General features: G+C 55.0%; 23 protein-coding genes. 17 read left to right on the top strand and 6 right to left on the bottom strand.

Translation table 11 applies throughout. The features are described 5' to 3' along the window. Nucleotides 1-155 precede the first annotated feature (155 nt). Entirely contained in the window at nucleotides 156-974 is an 819-nt protein-coding gene (locus KZH41_RS15675; RefSeq protein ID WP_263272933.1) for a M949_RS01915 family surface polysaccharide biosynthesis protein, read from the top strand. 108 nt (nucleotides 975-1,082) lie between these two features. After that, nucleotides 1,083-1,997 carry a tyrosine recombinase XerC gene (xerC, locus tag KZH41_RS15670; protein WP_242149519.1) on the top strand — a complete coding sequence of 305 codons (915 nt, stop codon included), beginning with the start codon at nucleotides 1,083-1,085 and terminating at the stop codon, nucleotides 1,995-1,997. Between the two features lie 521 nt (nucleotides 1,998-2,518). Here xerC and KZH41_RS15665 read toward each other — a convergent pair. Further along, the gene (locus tag KZH41_RS15665) at nucleotides 2,519-3,376 is read right to left on the bottom strand and encodes an SDR family oxidoreductase (protein ID WP_263272929.1); all 858 of its coding nucleotides are present in this window, start codon (nucleotides 3,374-3,376) and stop codon (nucleotides 2,519-2,521) included. 95 nt (nucleotides 3,377-3,471) lie between these two features. After that, nucleotides 3,472-4,383 (bottom strand): LysR substrate-binding domain-containing protein, encoded by a 912-nt coding sequence (locus KZH41_RS15660; RefSeq protein WP_263272927.1) that lies wholly within the window; start codon nucleotides 4,381-4,383, stop codon nucleotides 3,472-3,474. A 115-nt stretch (nucleotides 4,384-4,498) separates the two neighbouring features. Between KZH41_RS15660 and KZH41_RS15655 the strand changes: the two genes are divergently transcribed. Then, nucleotides 4,499-5,107, top strand: coding sequence for a LysE family translocator (locus tag KZH41_RS15655; RefSeq protein WP_263272925.1), 609 nt, complete (start codon nucleotides 4,499-4,501; stop codon nucleotides 5,105-5,107). A gap of 9 nt (nucleotides 5,108-5,116) precedes the next feature. Here KZH41_RS15655 and KZH41_RS15650 read toward each other — a convergent pair whose 3' ends face one another. Next, nucleotides 5,117-6,322, bottom strand: a complete 1,206-nt coding sequence (locus tag KZH41_RS15650; protein ID WP_094952600.1) for a multidrug effflux MFS transporter — start codon at nucleotides 6,320-6,322, stop codon at nucleotides 5,117-5,119. Nucleotides 6,323-6,582: 260 nt separating this feature from the next. Here KZH41_RS15650 and rbsK point away from each other — a divergent pair, with 260 nt between their 5' ends. Genes rbsK through KZH41_RS15635 form a run of 3 tightly spaced genes read left to right on the top strand, consistent with a single transcriptional unit; the run spans nucleotide 6,583 to nucleotide 9,906 of the window. Then, nucleotides 6,583-7,503, top strand: a complete 921-nt coding sequence (rbsK, locus tag KZH41_RS15645; RefSeq protein ID WP_263272924.1) for a ribokinase — start codon at nucleotides 6,583-6,585, stop codon at nucleotides 7,501-7,503. Between the two features lie 28 nt (nucleotides 7,504-7,531). Further along, entirely contained in the window at nucleotides 7,532-8,863 is a 1,332-nt protein-coding gene (gene fucP / locus KZH41_RS15640; RefSeq protein ID WP_263272922.1) for an L-fucose:H+ symporter permease, read from the top strand. Then, the gene (locus KZH41_RS15635; protein ID WP_094952597.1) at nucleotides 8,860-9,906 is read left to right on the top strand and encodes an aldose 1-epimerase family protein; all 1,047 of its coding nucleotides are present in this window, start codon (nucleotides 8,860-8,862) and stop codon (nucleotides 9,904-9,906) included. The genes fucP and KZH41_RS15635 overlap by 4 nt, the downstream gene beginning before the upstream one ends. Here the strand turns inward: KZH41_RS15635 and deoR are convergent. After that, nucleotides 9,903-10,661, bottom strand: a complete 759-nt coding sequence (gene deoR / locus KZH41_RS15630; RefSeq protein WP_094952596.1) for a DNA-binding transcriptional repressor DeoR — start codon at nucleotides 10,659-10,661, stop codon at nucleotides 9,903-9,905. The two genes, KZH41_RS15635 and deoR, sit on opposite strands and share 4 nt — an antisense overlap. Nucleotides 10,662-10,789: 128 nt before the next feature. Here deoR and deoC point away from each other — a divergent pair, with 128 nt between their 5' ends. The 3 genes from deoC (at nucleotide 10,790) to KZH41_RS15615 (ending at nucleotide 13,178) form a co-directional block, all read left to right on the top strand. Next, nucleotides 10,790-11,473, top strand: a complete 684-nt coding sequence (gene deoC, locus KZH41_RS15625) for a deoxyribose-phosphate aldolase (protein WP_094952595.1) — start codon at nucleotides 10,790-10,792, stop codon at nucleotides 11,471-11,473. A gap of 191 nt (nucleotides 11,474-11,664) precedes the next feature. Next, nucleotides 11,665-12,093 (top strand): hypothetical protein, encoded by a 429-nt coding sequence (locus tag KZH41_RS15620; RefSeq protein ID WP_094952618.1) that lies wholly within the window; start codon nucleotides 11,665-11,667, stop codon nucleotides 12,091-12,093. Between the two features lie 674 nt (nucleotides 12,094-12,767). Further along, nucleotides 12,768-13,178: a hypothetical protein gene (locus KZH41_RS15615; protein WP_263272919.1), complete on the top strand. Its 411-nt coding sequence runs from the start codon at nucleotides 12,768-12,770 to the stop codon at nucleotides 13,176-13,178. A 325-nt stretch (nucleotides 13,179-13,503) separates the two neighbouring features. Here KZH41_RS15615 and KZH41_RS15610 read toward each other — a convergent pair whose 3' ends face one another. Next, complete coding sequence (locus KZH41_RS15610) at nucleotides 13,504-13,683, bottom strand: hypothetical protein (protein WP_263272917.1); 180 nt, start codon at nucleotides 13,681-13,683, stop codon at nucleotides 13,504-13,506. Between the two features lie 78 nt (nucleotides 13,684-13,761). Then, entirely contained in the window at nucleotides 13,762-14,184 is a 423-nt protein-coding gene (locus KZH41_RS15605) for a helix-turn-helix domain-containing protein (protein ID WP_052721928.1), read from the bottom strand. 157 nt (nucleotides 14,185-14,341) lie between these two features. Between KZH41_RS15605 and KZH41_RS15600 the strand changes: the two genes are divergently transcribed. The 8 genes from KZH41_RS15600 (at nucleotide 14,342) to KZH41_RS15565 (ending at nucleotide 19,487) form a co-directional block, all read left to right on the top strand. Beyond that, nucleotides 14,342-15,472, top strand: coding sequence for a phage/plasmid replication protein (locus KZH41_RS15600; protein WP_263272914.1), 1,131 nt, complete (start codon nucleotides 14,342-14,344; stop codon nucleotides 15,470-15,472). Between the two features lie 229 nt (nucleotides 15,473-15,701). Beyond that, nucleotides 15,702-15,962 (top strand): hypothetical protein, encoded by a 261-nt coding sequence (locus tag KZH41_RS15595; RefSeq protein ID WP_263272912.1) that lies wholly within the window; start codon nucleotides 15,702-15,704, stop codon nucleotides 15,960-15,962. A gap of 233 nt (nucleotides 15,963-16,195) precedes the next feature. Further along, nucleotides 16,196-16,492: a hypothetical protein gene (locus KZH41_RS15590; RefSeq protein WP_046068130.1), complete on the top strand. Its 297-nt coding sequence runs from the start codon at nucleotides 16,196-16,198 to the stop codon at nucleotides 16,490-16,492. Then, nucleotides 16,492-16,716, top strand: a complete 225-nt coding sequence (locus KZH41_RS15585; protein ID WP_263272909.1) for a hypothetical protein — start codon at nucleotides 16,492-16,494, stop codon at nucleotides 16,714-16,716. Before KZH41_RS15590 ends, KZH41_RS15585 begins: the two co-directional genes overlap by 1 nt. 10 nt (nucleotides 16,717-16,726) lie before the next feature. After that, nucleotides 16,727-16,954, top strand: coding sequence for a major capsid protein (locus KZH41_RS15580; protein ID WP_263272907.1), 228 nt, complete (start codon nucleotides 16,727-16,729; stop codon nucleotides 16,952-16,954). A 144-nt stretch (nucleotides 16,955-17,098) separates the two neighbouring features. Next, nucleotides 17,099-18,136: a hypothetical protein gene (locus KZH41_RS15575; RefSeq protein ID WP_263272905.1), complete on the top strand. Its 1,038-nt coding sequence runs from the start codon at nucleotides 17,099-17,101 to the stop codon at nucleotides 18,134-18,136. A 28-nt stretch (nucleotides 18,137-18,164) separates the two neighbouring features. Continuing rightward, nucleotides 18,165-18,449: a DUF2523 family protein gene (locus KZH41_RS15570; RefSeq protein ID WP_052721929.1), complete on the top strand. Its 285-nt coding sequence runs from the start codon at nucleotides 18,165-18,167 to the stop codon at nucleotides 18,447-18,449. Nucleotides 18,450-18,452: 3 nt separating this feature from the next. Further along, nucleotides 18,453-19,487 carry a zonular occludens toxin domain-containing protein gene (locus KZH41_RS15565; RefSeq protein WP_263272902.1) on the top strand — a complete coding sequence of 345 codons (1,035 nt, stop codon included), beginning with the start codon at nucleotides 18,453-18,455 and terminating at the stop codon, nucleotides 19,485-19,487. The last annotated feature ends 31 nt before the right edge of the window (nucleotides 19,488-19,518 follow it).

Genomic DNA, 19,518 nt, shown 5'->3' with positions numbered 1-19,518 from the left:
TCAGCTAAACCGCAAAGCCGCCTTGGCCGCCATTGACGGGTAAATTTCGATGGTTTTTTCGGCGGTGCCGTCGGTCCTTGGTCTTATTCAACAATCTTCTCTGCATTGGCCCTCAAGTGCCGGTAAAGTAAGCCATCTCTTGCCAGGGTACTCGGATGAATAGCGTGCAGCTTTTACGCGGCCAGTTGCGGCCGGCGTTGATGGGATTGTTGATGGCTGTGGCCTGTGTCACGACCGTTCGCGCGGATGATGGGGTGGCGCTCACCACGGTCGAGCAGGTGCCGGAAGGCGTTGAAGTGCGCGGTAAACAAGTCGCGGCCTACAGCTGGGACGACCACCAAGGCAAGAATCTGCTGGTACTCGCCGAACAGGTCAGCGAGCGTGACGATGACGGCACCCAGTCGTCATCTGTCTACGCGGCCCAGTATTTGCTGGGCGGCGATCATCCCAAGCGGGTGTGGATGCTCTATGACGATGTGCAGCATTGCCAATTCGATGCGGCACTGCGCTTTGACATGGCGGCGACCAAGGTTACCGACCTTGCCGGCGATGGCATCACCCAGGCCACCGTGGGCTATTCGCGCACCTGCACCAGCGATGTCAGCCCCAACGAATTCAAGTTGATCATGCACGTGGGCAAGTCCCAGAAGTACCGCCTGCGCGGTGTCGATCGCATCGGCGCGAGTTGGTGGGATGAGGAGGCCGGTGCGTTGCGTGGCATGCCGCTGCCAAAGGATTGCAGCGTTGCGGCGCAACAGGCGCTGGTCAGCCAGTACAAGGAGCAGGGCACTGAGTTGCCGTTGCCAGGCTGCTATGGCGATGAAAAGGACTTTGCCAAGGCGCCGGACAGCTACCTGGCGTTTATGCGCCAGCATTGGTTTGCGCTGATGCACAAGCAAGACACCGAGTGGAGCCAGTCCCAGACCCAGCCGCAGCCCGAGGACCCGACCGAGGATGACGAGTCGGCTCCGTGATTTTGTGTGAGGGCCGCTACTGCGTTAGACTTGGCCCTCGCCAATTCACTAAATACTTCGATTAAACAACAGCTTGCTTGAGGTATTTAATCCAAAGGCTGATCTACTTTGACTGAGTCTATCCGTAACCCGCTGACCCTCTACCTCACCCGCCTGGCGCCCTCCAGCCAGTTGACCATGCGCTACGTGCTGCAAGACGCTGCCGACCGCCTGGGCTTCGAAGACATCAACCTCGAAGAGATCGACTGGCATTTGCTCCAGCCCGAACACGTGATTGCCTTGGTCGCCGCCTTGCGCGAGGACGGTTATGCGCCGAACACTTCATCGCTGTATGTGAATGCGGTGCGTGGGGTGATGAACGAAGCTTGGCGCATGAGCCTGATCAGCCAGGACCACTTGCTCAAGATGCGCTCGGTCAAGGCCGCGCCCGGTACACGCCTGGGGCAGGGCCGTAACCTGCGCCGCACGCTGATCCGCGAAATGATGGAAGTCTGCGCCGCCGACCCGCGCCCGCAGGGCCTGCGTGATGCGGCGGTCATCGGCATTCTGTATGGGTCGGGTATGCGCAAGTCGGAGTCGGTAAACCTTGACCTGGCGCAGGTCGACTTCCAAGAGCGCAGTTTGCGCGTGACCGGCAAGGGCAATAAGGAGCTGATCAAGTATGCGCCGGCTTGGGCCTTTGAAAAGCTCACGGCGTGGCTGGAGTTTCGTCGCGAACAGCTCAAGGACGGCGAGCAGGACGATACGTTCCTGTTCAACCGCATTCGCCGTGGCAGCCATATCACCCGTGAACGCATCACCAAGCACGCGATTTACTACATCGCCCGCCAGCGCGGCGAACAGGTAGGCGTGAAGATCATGCCGCATGACTTTCGGCGGTCCTTCATCACTCGGGTGATTGAAGAACATGACCTGTCGATTGCGCAGAAACTGGCGCACCACACCAATATCCAGACCACTGCCAGTTATGACGTGCGCGACGACAATGAGCGGCGGCGGGCGGTGGATCGGTTTGATTTGTAGTGTCGGGTAGCACTTGCGCCGAGCCTTTGACGGGTTTAGGCGGATTGAGTGCATATCCATTGCTGCGGTAACGGCCACCTAGGGTTTCGCTCTTACAGCGAGTCACTTTTACAAACGCCTAAAAAGTAACCAAAAACGCTTTGCCCCACCACTCGGTGCCTCGCTTAGGCTCGGCATGCCCGCACGCAGGCTTGAATCCGTGGGCCGCCGCGATGGGCCATCCTTGGCCCAGCGCGGCTAACCCGGCGTCCTGCCGGGTTACCCACGGATTCAAGCCTGCGTTCGGCCATCGTGGTTAACGGGGCGCCTCAGATCAAGATCAAAAGCAGAGCACGGCGGCCTAGTAGCCGACCTGAGTGGTAGAAGCAAAAGCAGGGCAACAACAGAGCAGAAGAAGAGCTGCTTTTCTGTGGGAGCTGGCTTGTCGGATCGCCGCACCGCTGAGATGCAAACACCTCGGTTTATCAGGCATAACTGCCATCACCGGCACGCCAGCACCCACATTCGACTGTGTGTGAGGCTTATAGGATCGGTTTGCCGCCAGTTACCCCATAGCGCGAACCCGAAATGTAGCTGGCTTCATCCGAGGCCAGCAGAACATAGATCGGCGCCACTTCCACCGGTTGGCCGGGACGCCCCAGCGGGGTTTCGCTGCCGAAACTCTTGACGTCTTCGTCGGTCATGGTCGCTACGATCAGCGGCGTCCAGATCGGGCCCGGCGCGACGCTGTTGACGCGGATGCCCTTGCTGCCAAGCAACTGCGCCAGGCCGCCGGTGAAGTTGGCGATGGCGCCCTTGGTGGCGGCATACGCCAGCAGCGTGGGCTTGGGCATGTCCGAATTGACCGAACTGGTGTTGATGATCGAGCTGCCGGCTTTCATATGGGGCAGGGCGGCTTTGCAGAGGCGAAACATCGCCGTAATGTTGATATCGAAGGTTTTCACCCATTCTTCATCTTCGATCTCTTCGAGGGTTTCGTGGGTCATCTGGAACGCGGCGTTGTTGACCAGCACGTCAATGCGGCCGAACTGTTCGACGGTCTTGTCCACCAGCGCCTGGCAAGTGGTTTTTTGCGCAATATCGCCCGGCAGCAGCAGGCATTGGCGGCCGGCTTCTTCGACCCAGCGCGCGGTTTCCTTGGCGTCGTCGTGCTCGTCCAGGTAGGCGATGGCCACGTCGGCACCTTCACGGGCAAACGCAATGGCGACCGCGCGGCCAATGCCGCTGTCGGCGCCGGTGATCAGGGCGATCTTGTTGGCCAACCGACCGGAACCTTTGTAGCTCTTTTCGCCGCAGTCGGGGTAGGGGTCCATTTTCTTCTGCGAACCGGGCACCGACTGGGCTTGAGGGGCGAAAGGTGGGCGAGGGTAGTCAGTCATCTGAGTCTCCATAACGGTTCAAGGGTGCTATGGAGTTAGTAGTTTTGCCGGCGGCGATAGTTGTAGCGAATGTGCGGCACGCCCGACGAATGGTGTCAGTGGCCCGCAGGCAGGAACTCAAGGCCTGGCAAGTCTAGCGCTGGGACTAGTCGTGTCAGGCACTCGCACAGTTCACGCAGTTTGGGGCCGTGCCGGCTCGATTTGGGCCACACCAGGTAGTAAGCGTCGCCGGAGGCCACGGCGGTGGCGTAGGGCAGCTTGATCAGGCCGTCGCGTACATCGTTGGCCACCAGGTGCAGGTCGCCAATTGAAACGCCGTGGCCGCGCATGGCGGCCGAGATCGCCTGATCGAGCGTGTCAAAAACTTTGCCGCGGTCGAGGTTGACGCATGCATCAAGTGGCTGGGCCGCCAACCAGCGTCGCCAGTCGCGGCGGTCAGGGGTAGGGTGGACCAGTTCGGTATCGGCCAGCTCAGTACCCACCCAACCGGGCGCGCAGATCGGGATCAGCCATTCATCGAACAGTTTGTGCGTCTGCACCTCCGAGCCGAACTGACCGTTGCCAAGCAAAATTGCGCAGTCGTAAGGCTCGGCGTAGAAGTCCACGCTGTCAAAATCCATCCAGACACTCGCCAGTTGGATAGCCAGTTCAGGCGTGCTGAGCTTGAGTTCGTCCAGGGCGTGCAGCAGCCAGCGCATGGTCAGCGTCGACGGCGCCTTCAAGCGCAGATCGCCGGTGCCGGCCCGGAAGGGTGCGCACGCTTGCTCGATGATGCGAAAGCCAACCTTGAGTTCCTGCGCAAGCCGTTCGCCGGCGACGGTCAATTCCAGCCGTGGCCCGTGGCGCTCGAACAAACGGCAATCGAGGATGCCTTCCAGGGTTTTGATGTGGCGGCTAATCGCACTTTGAGTCAATGACAGTTCTTGCGCCGCACGTGTAAACGAGGACGTGCGAGCCGCTATTTCAAAGGCGCGCAGGGCATACAGCGGGGGGAGTCGTTCGGCCATGGGGGCTTGTCATTGTGATTAATACTCATAGTAGGGCACAGGCTTTTACGTTTTTCAACGCGCGTCGCCTGGCGCACGCTGCCAGCCCCTGAACCCAATAAGGCGCACTGGCTCGATGAATACCTCGTTACTTCTAATTTATGTCTTCAGCGTAGTGGCGTTGATCGTCACGCCCGGCCCGGTGGTGGCGCTGATCATCAACACCAGCCTGCAAGCCGGCAGCCGGCGCGCGTTGTGGACAGCCGCAGGCACCAACCTGGCATCGTTGATCTTGGCGCTGCTGGCGGTGCTGATTTTGTCGGGGAGTTTTTCCGTGAGCCCAAGGTTGCTCAGTGGGATCAGCTTCTTCGGCTGCCTGTTTATCCTGCACTTGGCGATCCAGGGGCTGCGTAGCCCACCTGGGCAGGGCATCCAGGCCGGACGATCGCGCAGCGGGGTCGGCACCGGTTTCCTGGTGGGCATTTCCAACCCCAAGGACATCATTTTCTTTGTCGCCTTCTTCCCCCAATTCATCCACGTGGCTGACTCATTCAGTGCCAGCGTGGCGTGGTTGACCGGGCTGTGGGTGCTGATCGACTTTGTGGTGCTGGCAGGCTACATCGCTGTCGCGCACCAGGCGTTCGCGCTGAAATACCGCGTCGGTATCAATCGCGTGGCGTGCCTGGTGCTGCTGGCCGTGGCCCTGATTGGCCTTGTGCATTCAGGGCCGGCGTTGCTGGGTTGATGCTGCGTATCAGGTGCGCGGCGCAGGTTGCAGATGCGCCGGCAAACGGCGCAGTGTCCAGAAGGCGGTCAGCATCGCGGCGACTGCACACAGGGCAATGCCAACCAGCATTGGTGCGGGCGTATGGTCGGCGTACAGCCCAACCAATGTCATCGACACGGCGGCGGTAATCATCTGGATCGCACCCAGCAGTGCCGAGGCAGCACCGGCCACGGCGCCGTGGTCTTCCAGGGACAACACGCCGGCCGCCGGCAACAGCAGGCCGAGGAAACCGAAGCCGATAAACAGCATCGTCATCATCACCGCCAAGTGGTTGCCCCACAGCGTGGTGGCTGCCAGCAAGACCATGACGGCCGCGACAGCCATCACCGACCAACGAATCACCGGCGCCAGGCCAAAGCGCGCGCTCAGGCGTGCGGTCATTTGGCTCATAGCGAAAAACGAGGCGGCATTCAGCGCAAAGCACAGGCTGAATTGTGTGGGTGTCAGGCCGAAGTATTCGATGTACACGAACGGCGCGCTGCCAATAAACACGAAGAAGGTGGCCAGGCCGAAGCCGCTGACCACCGCTAAACCGATAAATACCGGGTCGCGCAACAGCGCGCCGTAACTGCCGATGGCGTTGCCCAGGGTCTTGCCCAAGCGGCGCTCGGCCGGGTGGGTTTCCGGCAATTGCACAATGGTCATCACCAGGCACAGCACGGACACGACCGCCAGTGCCGCGAACACTTCGCGCCAGCTCCAGAGTGAAATCACCACGCTGCCGGCCAAGGGCGCCAGGATCGGCGACACACTCATCACCAGCATCAGCAGGGCCATCAGGCGCGCGGCCTCATGGCCGGTGTACAGGTCGCGAACGATCGCCCGCGGAATGACCATGCCGGCACAGGCGCCGAACGCTTGCAGGGCCCGAAACCCAATCAGCACTTCAATAGTGGGGGCCAGTGCACAGCCGACGCTGGCCACGGCGAATATCACCAGGCCGAGATAGATCGGCGGCTTGCGACCGTACACATCGCTGATCGGGCCGTAGAACAGCTGGCACACGCCGATGATCATGAAGAACACCGTGAGGCTCATCTGCACCGCCGCCGGCGAGGCGTGCAGGCTGGCACCCAAGGTGGGCAGGGCGGGCAGGTAGCTGTCGATGGCGAAAGGGCCGATGGCGGTGATCAACCCCAGCAATAAGGCGAGGTGGGCGATGCTTCGAGACATGGGGTGTTCCGGGTTACGGCGAAAGACCGGCCAGCTTAGAGAGCGGCCCGTGGGGTTACAAGGTGGCGTTTACACAGCCGCTACATTTTTAGCGCTTGAAAGCTGGCGGCTGAGGTTTTGCTTGGCAGCGAAAGCGTCCTACGTCGTCCGTCGATCTCTCTGCGCAGAAAAAGATTGAATATTCACACTCAATGTTATTTAAATAACAAAATAAGAGCATCACGACCTGCCTGGCCGTGACGCAACAAGGTGGAATAGCAATGAGCAAGATCGCAGTCATCGGCAGCAATATGGTGGATTTGATTACCTACATTGACCGCATGCCAGCCCAGGGCGAAACCCTGGAAGCACCGGGATTTGCCCTGGGATGCGGCGGCAAAGGCGCCAACCAGGCGGTGGCGGCAGCCAAGCTTGGGGCGGATGTATTGATGCTGAGCAAGGTCGGCGACGACATGTTTGCCGACAACACCCTGGCCAACTTCCAGCGCTTTGGCATCGACACCCGTTATGTGCAGCGGGTGCCTGGCGTCTCCAGCGGCGTAGCGCCGATTTTTGTGCGTGCCGATTCCCACAACAGCATTTTGATCGTCAAAGGCGCCAATGCGCATTTGTCGACGGCGGACATCGATGCCGCAGCAGCCGACCTGCGTGGCTGCACGCTGATTGTGCTGCAGCTGGAGATCAACCTGGAGACAGTCTACTACGCCATCGAGTTTGCGCACCGGCATGGCATCGCCGTGCTGCTGAATCCGGCACCGGCCCTGGCGGGCTTAAACGCTGAGCACTTGGCGAAGCTGGATTTCCTGATCCCCAACGAATCGGAACTGGCGTTGATCACCGGCCTTACCGTGGACTCGCCGGACTCGGCTCGCGCTGCCGCACGCACGCTGGTGGCCAGCGGCATCCGCCATGTGATCGTCACCCTTGGCGAGCAGGGCGCGTTATATGTGGGCGAGGAGGGCGAGTTCCAGGTGCCGGGCCAGCGCGTTGTGGCCCGTGACACCACCGGCGCCGGTGACGCCTTTATCGGTTGCTTCATTCAGCACTGGAACCGCGACGGCAGCATTCGCCAGGCCATGGAGCAGGCCGTGGCGTATTCCGCGTGCTCGGTAACGGCGCTGGGTACGCAAACCTCCTATCCCGACAGCGAAGCGTTCGCGCGCTTCCAGCAACAGCGCTAAACCCATCAATTCAGCCCGGAGAACAATAATGAACAAACCTGCGCTGCAACAGACACCCGATGGTTTTTACCTGAACCGCACGCCGTGGTTCGCCTTTATCCTGCTGTGCAGCATCTTCGCGTTGTGGGCCGCGGCGGCGAGCATGAATGACGTGCTGATCGCCCATTTCAAGAAAGCGTTTTTGCTCAGCGATTTCCAGACCGCCTTTGTGCAGTCGGCGTTTTACCTGGGCTACTTTTTTGTGGCGATCCCGGCCGCCATGGTGGTGCGCCGCTTGAGCTACAAAAGCACGATTCTGATTGGCCTGTTGCTGTACATGTTCGGTTGCCTGCTGTTTTTCCCCGCAGCGTCTACGGCCAAGTACGGCATGTTTTTGCTCGCGCTGTTTGTGATTGCCGCCGGCCTGTCGTTCCTCGAAACCGCCTGCAACACCTACTCGACGCTGATGGGCCCACGGGAAACCGGGACGCGGCGCTTGAACATCTCGCAGACCTTTCACCCGTTCGGCGCCATGGCTGGGGTTTACGTGGGCAGCTTCGTGATGTTCAAGGAGACCGATGCCACCACCGAGCAACTGACACAGATGAGCGCCACGGATGCGGCGGTGCAGCAGTTGCAAATGATCCAGTCCACGCTGCTGCCTTATAAGTGGATGATCGCGGTGCTGGTGCTGATGTTTATCCTGATCGCGATCACCCGTTTCCCCGCCTGCAAGGGCAACAAGCCCGTCGACAACAAGTCCGGTAGCTTGCGTAAAAGCCTGGGGCGGTTGTGGCGCAACCCGCGTTTTACTTTCGGCGTACTCGCGCAGTTTCTGTATGTGGGCGCGCAGGTCGGCGTATGGAGTTTCACCATTCGGTTGGCCATGCAAATGGGCGGCATGAATGAGCGCAGTGCATCATGGTTCCTGATGACCACCTTTGCCGCGTACTTTGTCGGCAAGTTGATCGCCAACCTGCTGATGCGCCGCCTGCACCCGGCCAAGGTCTTGGCGATCTACGGTGTGCTGTGCATTGTGCTGCTGGCCTACACCATTCTGGTGCCGAACATTTCGGCGGTATATGCAGCGGTGGGTGTGAGTATTTTTCTCGGCCCGTGCTGGCCGACCATTTACGGCCTGACCATCGATGGCTTGGGTGAAGACACCGGTGTCGGTGGTTCCTTGCTGGTGATGAGTATCGTCGGTGGCGGGGTGATTCCGATCTTCCAAGGCCTGTTGTCCGACGCCAGCGGTGGCAACATGCAGTTGGCCTACAGCGTGCCGTTGCTGTGCTTTATCGTGATTGTGATGTATGCGGTCAAATGCCTGCGCCAGTCAGACACATCACCCTCCAGTGTGGCCGCGGCGGTGGTCTCATGAACACGTGCATCCCGCTGTATCGCGCCGTGTTTGCCGAACAGGAAAAGATCCTGTTGCAGTCTGAGGATTTCAAGGTCAGTGCCTGGACCTATCCGTCCGGCGTGCTGGCCGTGAGCCTGGAGAACTGCCGTGGACGTTTGGTCGTGCTGCCGTATCAAGGGCAGATGATCTGGTCGGCCGTGTTCGACGGCTGCGACCTGACCATGACGAACCTGTTCGAGCAGCCAAGGCCCAGCCCGACGGTGATCGATACCTACGGCTGCTTCATGTTTCACAGTGGCCTGCTGCGCAACGGCTGCCCGGCGCCGGATGACACTCATGCGTTGCACGGCGAGATGCCTTGCGCGCCAACGGACACCGCCTGGCTGGAAATCGGCGAGGGCTTTGTGCGCCTGGGCGGCTCGTACCAATACGCCAAGGGCTTCGGCGATCGCTACCGGGCGTGCCCGAGCGTCACGCTGCGCGCCGATTCGGCGTTATTCGATATCGACATGGACGTGACGAACCTGGCTGGCAAACCCATGGACCTGATGTACATGGCTCACATGAACTACGCCTATGTGGCCGGTGCCCGGTTTGTCGAGCCGCTGGGCATGCAGCGCCTGCGCCTGCGCACCAGTGTGCCGGGCCACGTCAAGCCGACGCCGGACTGGAGCGCCTACATGGCGCAACTCGCTGAGCATCCCGCTCAGCTGGCGTGCCTGGAGCGGCCGGCGCTGTACGATCCAGAAATCGTGTTTTTCTTCGACGAGGTTGGCACTGACGCCACCGGCCACGCGCACTTCTTGCTCGATCACCCCGATGGTGCTGCGTTCTACACCCGTTATCGCCCCGAGCAATTCGAGCACGCCGCACGCTGGATCCTGCACTCAGCGGATCAGCAAGTGGCCGCGTTCGTGCTGCCATCAACCTGCGAACCCGAAGGCTATAACGCGGAAAAAGCCAAAGGTCACGTGCGTTCGCTGGCGGCCGGGGCCAGCGCCTCGTTCAGCGTGACCACCGGTTACTTGAACGCCCAAGAGCGGCACAAGTTGCTGGGTTAAACCAGCAGTTGCGCGCCGCTGGCCTCGATGAGGTCTTTGTAGCCGCGGGGGATTTTCTTGTCGCTGACCACGTAGTGAAAGTCTTCCAGGGCAGCGAAATGCGCGGTGCGCACAGTGTCGAACTTGCTGAAGTCGGCGAGCAACACACGCTGCTGGGCCTGGCGCAGGACCTTTTGCTTGACCTCGACTTCATTGAAGTTGAAGCACGTCACGCCGAATTCCTGGCTGACGCCGGCGGCGGTCACAAAAGCCCACGTCAGGCGCACGCTGTCGAGGATGCTGCTTTCGGCGCTGCTTTCAAACACCTGGTTCTTGCGGTGAAAGGTGCCGCCGCACAACACGATGTGACAGTTGGGCTTGTTCTGCAGCCTGAGCAGCACGTTCAACGAGCTGCACACGGCGGTGAACTCCAGCTCATCAGGGATGAAATCAATCACAAAGGGCGAGGTGGTGCCGCAGTCGAAAAACACCGTGTCACCGGGTTGTACCAGCCGGGCGGCGAGTTTGCCGATGCGGCGTTTTTCCTCGACGTGACGCGTGTCCTGGTCGGCTACGCGGTAATCGCTGGCCTCAGTGCCGACGCGGGTGATGTAGCCGCCTAGCAGACGCACATGCTCGGTGAAGTGGTTGAGGTCGCGGCGCAGGGTCATCTCGGAAACGTCCAGCAGTGCCGCCATTTCCCGCAGGTGAATGGCGTTCTGGTCCTGCAAAGCTTGTTGGATTAGCTTGAGTCGCTCGGCTTTTTTACTGTCCACGCGTATTCCAGGGCTTGATTGTTTGTGTTAGATAAGTAACATTTACTGATATTATTGTAACGTATTAATGTGAGCGCTGTGACAAGCGCACCACAATCATTGGCAACATACAGGCAAGGGCACGTTAAATGAATACACTTCAACCCGCAGCATTGGCCAAGTACATCGATCACACCTTGCTGGCGCCCGACGCCTCCCGTGAGCAGATTCGCACCTTGTGCGAGGAAGCCATGCAGCACGGTTTTTATTCGGTGTGCCTGAACTCCGGGCAAGTGCCTTACGCCGCTTCGTGCCTGAGCGACAAGACCGTGGTGATTTGTGCGGTAGTGGGCTTCCCACTCGGCGCCGGCTTGAGCGACACCAAGGCGTTTGAAGCCGAGCGGGCGATTGCCGCCGGGGCAGGGGAGATCGACATGGTGCTCAACATCGGCTGGCTGAAGGAGGGCTTGCTAGACGCGGTACGCGAAGACATCAACTGGGTCCACAAAGCCTGCGGCGCAGTGCCGTTGAAGGTCATCCTGGAAACCTGCCTGCTGAGCGACGAGCAGAAAGTCCAGGCGTGTGAAATCTGCCGGGATTTGGGCGTGGCATTCGTCAAGACCTCCACAGGGTTCAGCAAAAGTGGCGCTACCGTTGAGGACGTTGCACTGATGCGCAAAACAGTGGGCGCGGGCGTTGGGGTCAAGGCGTCCGGTGGCGTGCGTGATTATCCGACGGCGATGAAGATGATTGAGGCCGGGGCGACGCGCTTGGGCAGCAGCTCGGGGATTGCGATTGTGGGTGGAGTGATGACGACGGCCAGTGGTTATTGATGCGCCTAATTATAACTAAACTAAATAGACATTTAGTTTAGTTATAATATACAGATATATTGCAAGGGCAGGGCTCACTCATCTTTGACCCTTATCTGGGTACATGCGCGATACTTAAAACCGGCGGGCGCCATAAAGGGACGGTCTCTATGCTGAGAAGGTTTACGTTAGGTCTTTGGGTGGCGTGTTTCGTGATCAGTACTACGGCGCTGGCGGATGAACTACCGCGTAGCGAGCAGATAAAGGCATTGCGCGCTGCTGGATTTAACCAAGAGGCGTCGGAGTGCGAAATCGAGGAAACCGGTAGCTACACGCCGGCAACCATCGAGCAGGTTAAGGACCTGAACGGTGACGGCCGGCCGGATGCGTTGATTACCGAAGGCAGCGGTTCCTGTTATGGGCAGACAGGTACTGGATTTTATCTGGTCAGTCAGCAGCCTGACGGCGACTGGAAACTCATGCTCAACGAAAGCGGCTTTGCTGAGTTTCTCGCCAGCAAAGGCAGTGATGGTTGGCCTGATGTCGAGGTTGGCGGCCCGGGCTTTTGTTTTCCAGTAATGCGTTACGACGGGCAACGTTATCGCGTTCACCATAGTGTTGGTGAGCGGTGTGCTGACTAGCCGTAAAAGTCGTATGACCTAAGGGCCAGTGGCTGGTTATTTACGCAAAAGAAAACCCCAACGTTCGTGAGAGCCCTGGGGTTTTTCTTCGCGTTCATAACGCGCAATCCACGCGGTGCCATTTCGCGACCTGATTTGCCCAGGTCGGTATCACCGAGGAGTTAAGCCAACAGGGGTTTGCCTATTGAAATCTGACGAGGACTGGCCCTGATTACGTAACATGATATTACGCATAATTCGACATACGTTATGTTAGCGAAGCCGTCCTGCAGGACGAATCAGGCGCCGGGAAAATCGCGCAGCCCCGGCGACTGATTTACACATAGCGTGCATTATGCGTGGCCTTTTTTTGATAGCAAAATCTGACCTGGTGATTGAGCTGAGGTAGCAAAAATGCCATCATTTTTGGACTTCAGAAAGGCAAAAGCCCAGTCACTAATGACCGGGCTCTGCAAGTGCCTCAAGGGCTACGCGACCGATATTACCGAGTTTCCGTTTCTCTGCCAAATCCCATGCTAAATGATTGCAAAAGCCAACCAGGTCATGGTCTGTTCTCCATAGTTTGCTATCAGATTTTCCTTTATCCAGAAACTAGAATTCCAGGTGTTGACCTGACTTTGCAACGCCTTCTATATTCGAAAGCCGTAGCTATCACCAATCCTCCAAGAGCACTTATGACTGAAGATGATCTAGTAGCATCTCTGGAAAACCTCTCTGTCGCTGAAGCGTTTAAGAACGCAAAAGGCAGTAAAATCGACGATTTCCGTATTTTCTGGATTCACAAATCCAAAAATGCTGAGGAAAGCTATTTGCAATTTCAACGGGTCATGGCTAGTGATCTTGAGATTTCGTTCGTCAGGATATCTGAGCTGCAGGAGCACTACCTTAAGCTCTGCCAATACCATTACGTTCTTTCCAAAAAATCGCAGCTCGTGGTCACTGAAAATGCTGAGGTTTTGAGTGCGGTAAACTCACGGCTTGATCAGGCTGAGCGGTGGAAATATTCCGCTGGTGAGTGCCTTGATACCATTCGTGATTGGACCTTTGAAGCAGGTCTGTCCTTATTTTCACGACCAGAACAGTGATCTTAGTATCATGTCATTTGATCCTGCTTACCTCGACCTGCCCGAAGGGCATTAGGCGCCTCGCAGGTCCTTGCTAGTGCATTGCACCTGGTGCGCCGATACCCCGCAACGCGGGCCGGTCTATCGCCCAAAGAAAAACCCCAGCGTCCGTAAGAACCCTGGGGTTTTTATCGCGTTCAAATCGCCCGTAGTCGCCCTGGTGTCACTTCGCGCCCTGATCACTCCAAGATATCGCGTCGGGATTTGAGCGTAGCCAGCGCGGTCCCGTGACGTGTAGCGCTATCGCCGGTTAGGTCCCGGTAGGTCCGATTCACCAGCGCGAGTTTTACCTTATATGAGGAGGGTTTTCCTCACTGGTCCACCCGAGCGAATAGAGGAACACCGGAATTTTATCGACGTCCACGCCACCAGCGACAGCTAATAATTCCCAGCCTGCATCTATGTGTTTATTGGCTTCAATTTCTCCGGCGACTTCCTTGACCTTGTATGTGTCGTTGAGACTCATTTTCATCTCCTGATGCGGTTTAGGGGTGGGGGTGCTGTTACACCCCCACTTTACCGAAGACTTCTTCGGTTTCTGACTTCACTTGCTCGTTTTTTCGTAACGCTTCAATGGCATTGCCAGCATCTGCCGCTGCCTGTTTTCTTCCTTGTGAGCGTCGTCGAAATTTCTAATTTTCTCCAGCTCAAAAACTCGCTCCTGGACCAGCATTGCTCTGATCACTCGCTTTACTGTCTGCCGCGTGTCTTCTTCTGTTTTTCCTAATTCGCGCACCAGTAGGGCCAGGTCGCCGTCCTCAGTCAGTTCGTCGTCGTCGAACATGATTTGATCAGCTGAGCAGCCCAACGAGATGATTACTTTCTTTAGGTTTTCTGCTCGAGGACTTGAAACCTCCCGCTCGATGTCTGCAAGCGTCCGCTCCGGGATACCACTCAATTTTGCCAGCTCCTTCAACTCAAGACCTTGCTTGAGTCGCTCTTGCCTGATCCTGGTGCCGATGCCCATTTTGCGTCTCCGAATGCGGTTTGCCGTTTCTATCGCACAAGTATCAGCTAAAAACCGTTCTTTTTCTCTTGACTCACACGGAGGACTGCCTATCATGGCGGTATACCGTCCTTTCGGATGCAGTTAACCGCTTTAGACCTTTCAGTAAGGCGTTCGGATGTTCATAGATTGGCTAACCATTTCTCAGGAGCATGACCATGACCTACCTGTCGTGTGCGACGTGCTTACCCTGACGATAGACGCCAATACAAACGAACTCCTTAGTACTCGTCAGCCTCGTTTCAAGCATGAGGCTAGCTTTTCGACTTCCGTCACGATTCACGTTCAGGGTCGTAAGATCCGCGTTGAAGGAAATCCTAGCCGGGTAGGGCGGCTTGATAACTTGTTCGGTTTTGCCTCTATCGAACAATGCGTTTCTGTTTACAACGCGCTTTTACGTGAGTACGGCCTTCCTGGCTTTACTCGCTGTACTCACGTTGATATTCGTCAGGGGCAGTCTGGAGCCAAATCCGGTGACCGTATTGCCGACGGCGCAAAGATTGAACGAATAGATTTGACCACCAATGTTTCATTGGGGGAGGGCAATGTTTTGGCTTATTTGCGTGGTGTTTCTAGTCAGCGCATTGGGCATTCCATCGGTTTTCTATATCCCAATGGACGCACTGTTGCTTGGACCTCGAAAGGTAATGGCAAAGGCGGTCGCCTTCAATACCGAAAGGCGTATGACAAAGCCTTTGAAATGGATCAGAACTGTCTTCCAAAGATCAAGCGTGTATTTGGTGAGAACTCGGAAGAGTACAAATATGTTCAGCGAGTCAAAGATTACTGCGCACAAGAAGGCGTAGTTCGCATGGAACAAGAACTTAAAAGTGAATATTTACAGCGTGAGGCCCTTTGCTACTGGGGCTTATTTGATGAAAGGCGTCTGGCCGAACTCCACAGTGAGTTTCTCAAAATAGATGAAAAGTTAAAGGTGACTGCAATGGACCTTCAGAGTATTGCTGACAAACTGATTGAAGAAGGTATTTGTAAGGGCAGGGCGTCCGCAAATGCTACTTCCTCTTATGCCATTCTCTGGATGAGTGGTCATCATCACGGTTTATCTCAGCGTGCTTTTGAAACGCATGCGGCTCGCCTTAATAAGATCGGTATAAATATTCGTAATGCTTGCGATACCAGTCGTTTTGCACCTGTGTTCGTACGCCAGTGTCGCGAAGTGACTAAAAGCACTTTGGTTGTTCCAGCCTGGTATCAGCGGCCTAATCACCTGCATCAGGTAGCAGCGTGAGAACGGTAAGTTTTCAGGGTGTTCAGCTTACTAGCGGCCAGCAACGGCGTTTAACTGAACAACAGCAAGTACGAGATTCTTTCATTAATCCTATTCTTGCTCAGCAGGTCCATCAGGCTCTTATAGCCGTCGAGGCCCGAAAAGAGCAGGGCGTTAAACCAGAGCGGCTTTGGTTTGTTGAGAGACAAGAAACAGGAACAACGTGTGTTGCCGAATGGATGGGGTTCTGATGGATAAGGTTGCTTATCAAAATCTACGCTTTGCAGTAGAAATGGAGTTCCTAAATGCTCTCAACAATCCTCAGTGTGATGAACGTGCTGGGATTAATAGTCTTATGCGGTTGTTTTTATCTGCACTGGCTCAGCAAGAGGTAGCTCGTCAACGCTCTGTAAGAAAATTCAAAACCTTCAGGCGTAATCCTGAAGCCATTGCGCCCAGTTGGGCATACCGTAAGCCCGGCACACTTCCTAATCTGCCGGTATTTAGATAGGTTTCTTGAATGACTCAACCATATGCTGCTGGCTTTGTGATTACTGTGCTTGGTCGAATGTTTCCCAATGCACAGGATGGAATGTTCATCGACTGGTCATCTCATCGGAGCCTCCCTATACGATACGTAAGGGCTTACGATAAATCTGATTTCATTTATTAATAGCGCTCAGTTGGGCCTAACGTGGGTCAAGCGCTGTTCTTGACCCCCAACATTGTGAAAAGGGCAATATCATGTCTAACGTTATAGTAGTCGAAGTAACTGGCAACCACCGTAGTGGTACTGCGGCAAAGAGCGGTAAGCCTTACTGCATGTTTGAAGCATATGCGCACTTGCCAAATATTCCGTATCCGCAAAAATGTACTTTTTATGCGGAAACTCCTCAGCAAGTTCCTCAGCCAGGAAAGTATGAGTGTGATGTCATTGCTCAAGTTCGTGATGATCGACTGATTTTTGAAGTTGATCCTCGTCAAGGTCGCCGTGTTAGTTCTAGCGCTCCTGCTTCTTCTGCAACTCAGAAGCCTGCGTAATGTCTGGCACCCTCTATTGTCCATCCGACATTTCAACTGAGGGTGGCATTCCAATTTGTTCTTCTTCATGGGAGGTCGTCAATAACTTGCCTCCTTTTGATCCGTCTCAGCTTGATCCAACTGTCTTGGCTCAAGCATTTGGGGCCGGATTTACCTTAGTCGCGTTCTTCATGGTCGGGTCTATGGGAATTCGGACGGTTTTAAACTTCATCAAACAATCCTGAGGATTTACCCATGTTCAAAAAATCGTTTGCTGTAGCTGTTTCCGCTGTCGCCGTTACTGTTGCTGCTCCGTCTGTTTTCGCTGCTGAAGGCGCAGCAGCCTGGGATTACACTGGTCTGACTTCCTCGATCGATTTCAGCACCATTTCCGTAGGTGTTCTGGCTGTCGCCGGTATTCTCGCCGGTGTTTATGCCGGTATTAAAGGCGCAAAAATCGTCTTGGGTTTCCTGCGCGGTTAATCGCTTCCACCTGCGTGACCTGGGCGTCTTCGGGCGCCCTTTTTTTAATCAAAATTTGAGGCCGTTACATGGACCAACTTTATTATTTTGCCATGTTCGTCATTGGTTCTGGTTGTTCATTTGCTGTCTTCTCAGGGTGGTGAAATGAAAAATCTTTGCCTACTGCCTCTTTTGTTTTTAGCGTTCTTTTCATCATCTGCTTTTGCGGGATGGAAATGCAACACCACGACCACCGCTGGATTTCCAAGTCAGTGTTCCAGGGCAGGCGTTCAAGATTCCCCTGAAGCACTGATCTCCACTTTTGTTGATGCTGTTGTTGCTCTAAATACAAACGTCAATCGAAAGGATTATAAGGCCGGTGCTTGCACCATGAACGGCTCACAGAATGCCATTTGCGGCTATTCTTATACGTCGTTCGGCACAGTCATGAACAACAGTATCGGTGCAATCAAAGAGGCTGTTGTTTGTCCTGCAACTATTGAGGTTCGCGGCCCTGATTCTGCCGCCATCAAGTCGGGTGATAAATATTATGTCGCATGGCAAAGTAGCTCTGTTACTTCTGACATTTGTCACAGTTCATGTTCTTACTTGGGCGAGTCTGCCTCTAGTTCCAACTGCTATCTCACTACCGGTTCTACTAGCACTGGTTACTGTAACTTCGTTGTGGGTCTTAATACCGCGTCTCCTTCGTGCGGTGCTGAGTCCGGCTACACCAGTCCAGCCGTTGGGGATCCTCTCACCCCCGTTGTTGATCCTGGCGACGGCGGCGACGATGGCACCGACCCTGGCCCTGGGGATGGAGGAAATCCAGGCGATGGTAATAACGGTGGGGATGGCGATTCCGGTTTTGACGGTGAGCTCTCTTTCACTAATCCCGGATCGTTGAATGCGGATTCTGTTTTAGACAGTGAGGTTAATGCTGTTCACTACCAGGCTTTTGTTCATGGCATGCAAGTTGATCTAAATCATTCTGGTTTTGGTGTTGCGATGGAGGAATTCCAACAGAAAATCTCATCTGCTAATTCTGGTGGAACCTGCCCAACTGCTGACATTGCCATTTTAGGAACTATCATTTCGTTTGATGCTCACTGCGTATTGTTTGCCGGAATCTCTCCGATACTTAGTGCTGTTTTTTTAGCAGCTTGGTCATTACTTGCTTTGCGTGTGTTTCTGTCTGCGTGATTTTAGCGGCTAAAAAATGGAGTGATATATGACTGGTTTTGGTGATTGGCTGTTATCCATCTTGCAAGAGATTTTGCAATTCTTTGTTGATGCCGTTGTTGCTATCGCTGATTGGCTTTATCAAGCGCTTCTTGACCTTATTAGCACTAGCTTTATTGTTGGGCTTATTTCTAGCGCTGGTGAGTTATTTACGGCTATAGATCCTTCGGTCTGGTATTTCCTTAATATTATGCAAATCCCTTTTGGGATCACTGTTGTTAGCAGCGCTTATCTTTTGCGTTTTCTTGTTCGTCGCATTCCGTTTATTGGGTGATTTATGGCTATTCATGCTTATGTCGGTAAACCTGGGCACGGAAAAAGTTATGGCGTTGTCGAGCACGTTATAATTCCTTCGTTGAAACAAGATAGGCATGTGGTCACAAATATCCCTTTGTCCATTGATGATCTTCTGTCTACCTACGGGGGAAATATTACTCAATTGCCTGATGATTGGTTTGAGCTTGATGACCTTTCCGAGATTATTCCGGCTGGATCTGTCGCTATCATTGACGAATGTTGGAGGAGGTGGCCTGCCGGTAAAAATGTTAACCAAGCTAATCTTGCTGATAAGTCACTGCTTGCTGAGCATAGGCATCGTGTCGATGATAAGAACAATTCAATGCGCGTTGTTCTTGTAACTCAAGACCTTGCTCAAATCTCGTCATGGGTGCGTCTTTTAATCGAGACTACTTATCGGATTAGGAAAATTACCAAAAAGACCTTTAAGGTTGATATTTATAATGGTGCTGTTACTGGTGATGCACCTTCAAAAACAAAGTTAATAAGGACTACAGCAGGCACTTTTAAGGCGTCCGTGTATTCATTTTACAAGTCAGCTACTCAATCAAACTCTGGTGCCGTGGGTGATGAGTCTTCAGCAGATGGCCGTTCAAGTATTCTGCGTTCCTTTGGCTTATGGGCTGCGCTAGGTTCTTTTATCGTTTGTATCGTCCTGGGTGTTTATTTTGTCAAAAGGTTTTTTACTACCGATCAACCTGGTGTAAAGCATGCGGTTTCCGCCTCTGTTCCTAAACAACCCAGCGCACCTGCTGAACCTCCAATTTCAACGACGTGGCGGCTTGTTGGCTTTGTGCATCCTTCAAAGCCCGATCCATCTTCAAAGGCAGTTTCTGAGGCTCTTGCCCTTGTAGCCGATAACAACGGGAATACTCGGTACATTTCTTTCTTTCATTGCCGATATTTTCCGGATTTTACCGAGGCTTATTGCTTAGTTGACGGCTTCAAAGTTACTAATTGGTCATTAAAGAAGCCTAACCCAATTACAGGTGGGTTAATTGGGGGAGGTCTTTAGCGTAGCGCTAAGACCGCTCCCAATTAATCAA

It is taken from the genome of Pseudomonas sp. YeP6b, assembly GCF_025642995.1.
Taxonomy (GTDB): Bacteria; Pseudomonadota; Gammaproteobacteria; order Pseudomonadales; family Pseudomonadaceae; genus Aquipseudomonas.
This window is presented reverse-complemented; position numbering and strand designations above follow the sequence as displayed.

Excerpts from the sequence above, each read along its gene's own strand:
- KZH41_RS15585 (WP_263272909.1), top strand. The coding sequence starts at position 16,492 with ATGTCTGGCACCCTCTATTGTCCATCCGACATTTCAACTGAGGGTGGC.
- KZH41_RS15590 (WP_046068130.1), top strand. The coding sequence starts at position 16,196 with ATGTCTAACGTTATAGTAGTCGAAGTAACTGGCAACCACCGTAGTGGT.
- KZH41_RS15675 (WP_263272933.1), top strand. The coding sequence starts at position 156 with ATGAATAGCGTGCAGCTTTTACGCGGCCAGTTGCGGCCGGCGTTGATG.
- fucP (WP_263272922.1), top strand. The coding sequence starts at position 7,532 with ATGAACAAACCTGCGCTGCAACAGACACCCGATGGTTTTTACCTGAAC.
- KZH41_RS15565 (WP_263272902.1), top strand. The coding sequence starts at position 18,453 with ATGGCTATTCATGCTTATGTCGGTAAACCTGGGCACGGAAAAAGTTAT.
- KZH41_RS15665 (WP_263272929.1), bottom strand. The coding sequence starts at position 3,376 with ATGACTGACTACCCTCGCCCACCTTTCGCCCCTCAAGCCCAGTCGGTG.
- KZH41_RS15580 (WP_263272907.1), top strand. The coding sequence starts at position 16,727 with ATGTTCAAAAAATCGTTTGCTGTAGCTGTTTCCGCTGTCGCCGTTACT.
- KZH41_RS15605 (WP_052721928.1), bottom strand. The coding sequence starts at position 14,184 with ATGGGCATCGGCACCAGGATCAGGCAAGAGCGACTCAAGCAAGGTCTT.
- KZH41_RS15660 (WP_263272927.1), bottom strand. The coding sequence starts at position 4,383 with ATGGCCGAACGACTCCCCCCGCTGTATGCCCTGCGCGCCTTTGAAATA.
- KZH41_RS15595 (WP_263272912.1), top strand. The coding sequence starts at position 15,702 with ATGGATAAGGTTGCTTATCAAAATCTACGCTTTGCAGTAGAAATGGAG.
- KZH41_RS15570 (WP_052721929.1), top strand. The coding sequence starts at position 18,165 with ATGACTGGTTTTGGTGATTGGCTGTTATCCATCTTGCAAGAGATTTTG.
- KZH41_RS15655 (WP_263272925.1), top strand. The coding sequence starts at position 4,499 with ATGAATACCTCGTTACTTCTAATTTATGTCTTCAGCGTAGTGGCGTTG.
- KZH41_RS15575 (WP_263272905.1), top strand. The coding sequence starts at position 17,099 with ATGAAAAATCTTTGCCTACTGCCTCTTTTGTTTTTAGCGTTCTTTTCA.
- KZH41_RS15635 (WP_094952597.1), top strand. The coding sequence starts at position 8,860 with ATGAACACGTGCATCCCGCTGTATCGCGCCGTGTTTGCCGAACAGGAA.
- rbsK (WP_263272924.1), top strand. The coding sequence starts at position 6,583 with ATGAGCAAGATCGCAGTCATCGGCAGCAATATGGTGGATTTGATTACC.
- KZH41_RS15600 (WP_263272914.1), top strand. The coding sequence starts at position 14,342 with ATGTTCATAGATTGGCTAACCATTTCTCAGGAGCATGACCATGACCTA.
- deoC (WP_094952595.1), top strand. The coding sequence starts at position 10,790 with ATGAATACACTTCAACCCGCAGCATTGGCCAAGTACATCGATCACACC.
- KZH41_RS15650 (WP_094952600.1), bottom strand. The coding sequence starts at position 6,322 with ATGTCTCGAAGCATCGCCCACCTCGCCTTATTGCTGGGGTTGATCACC.
- KZH41_RS15615 (WP_263272919.1), top strand. The coding sequence starts at position 12,768 with ATGACTGAAGATGATCTAGTAGCATCTCTGGAAAACCTCTCTGTCGCT.
- KZH41_RS15610 (WP_263272917.1), bottom strand. The coding sequence starts at position 13,683 with ATGAGTCTCAACGACACATACAAGGTCAAGGAAGTCGCCGGAGAAATT.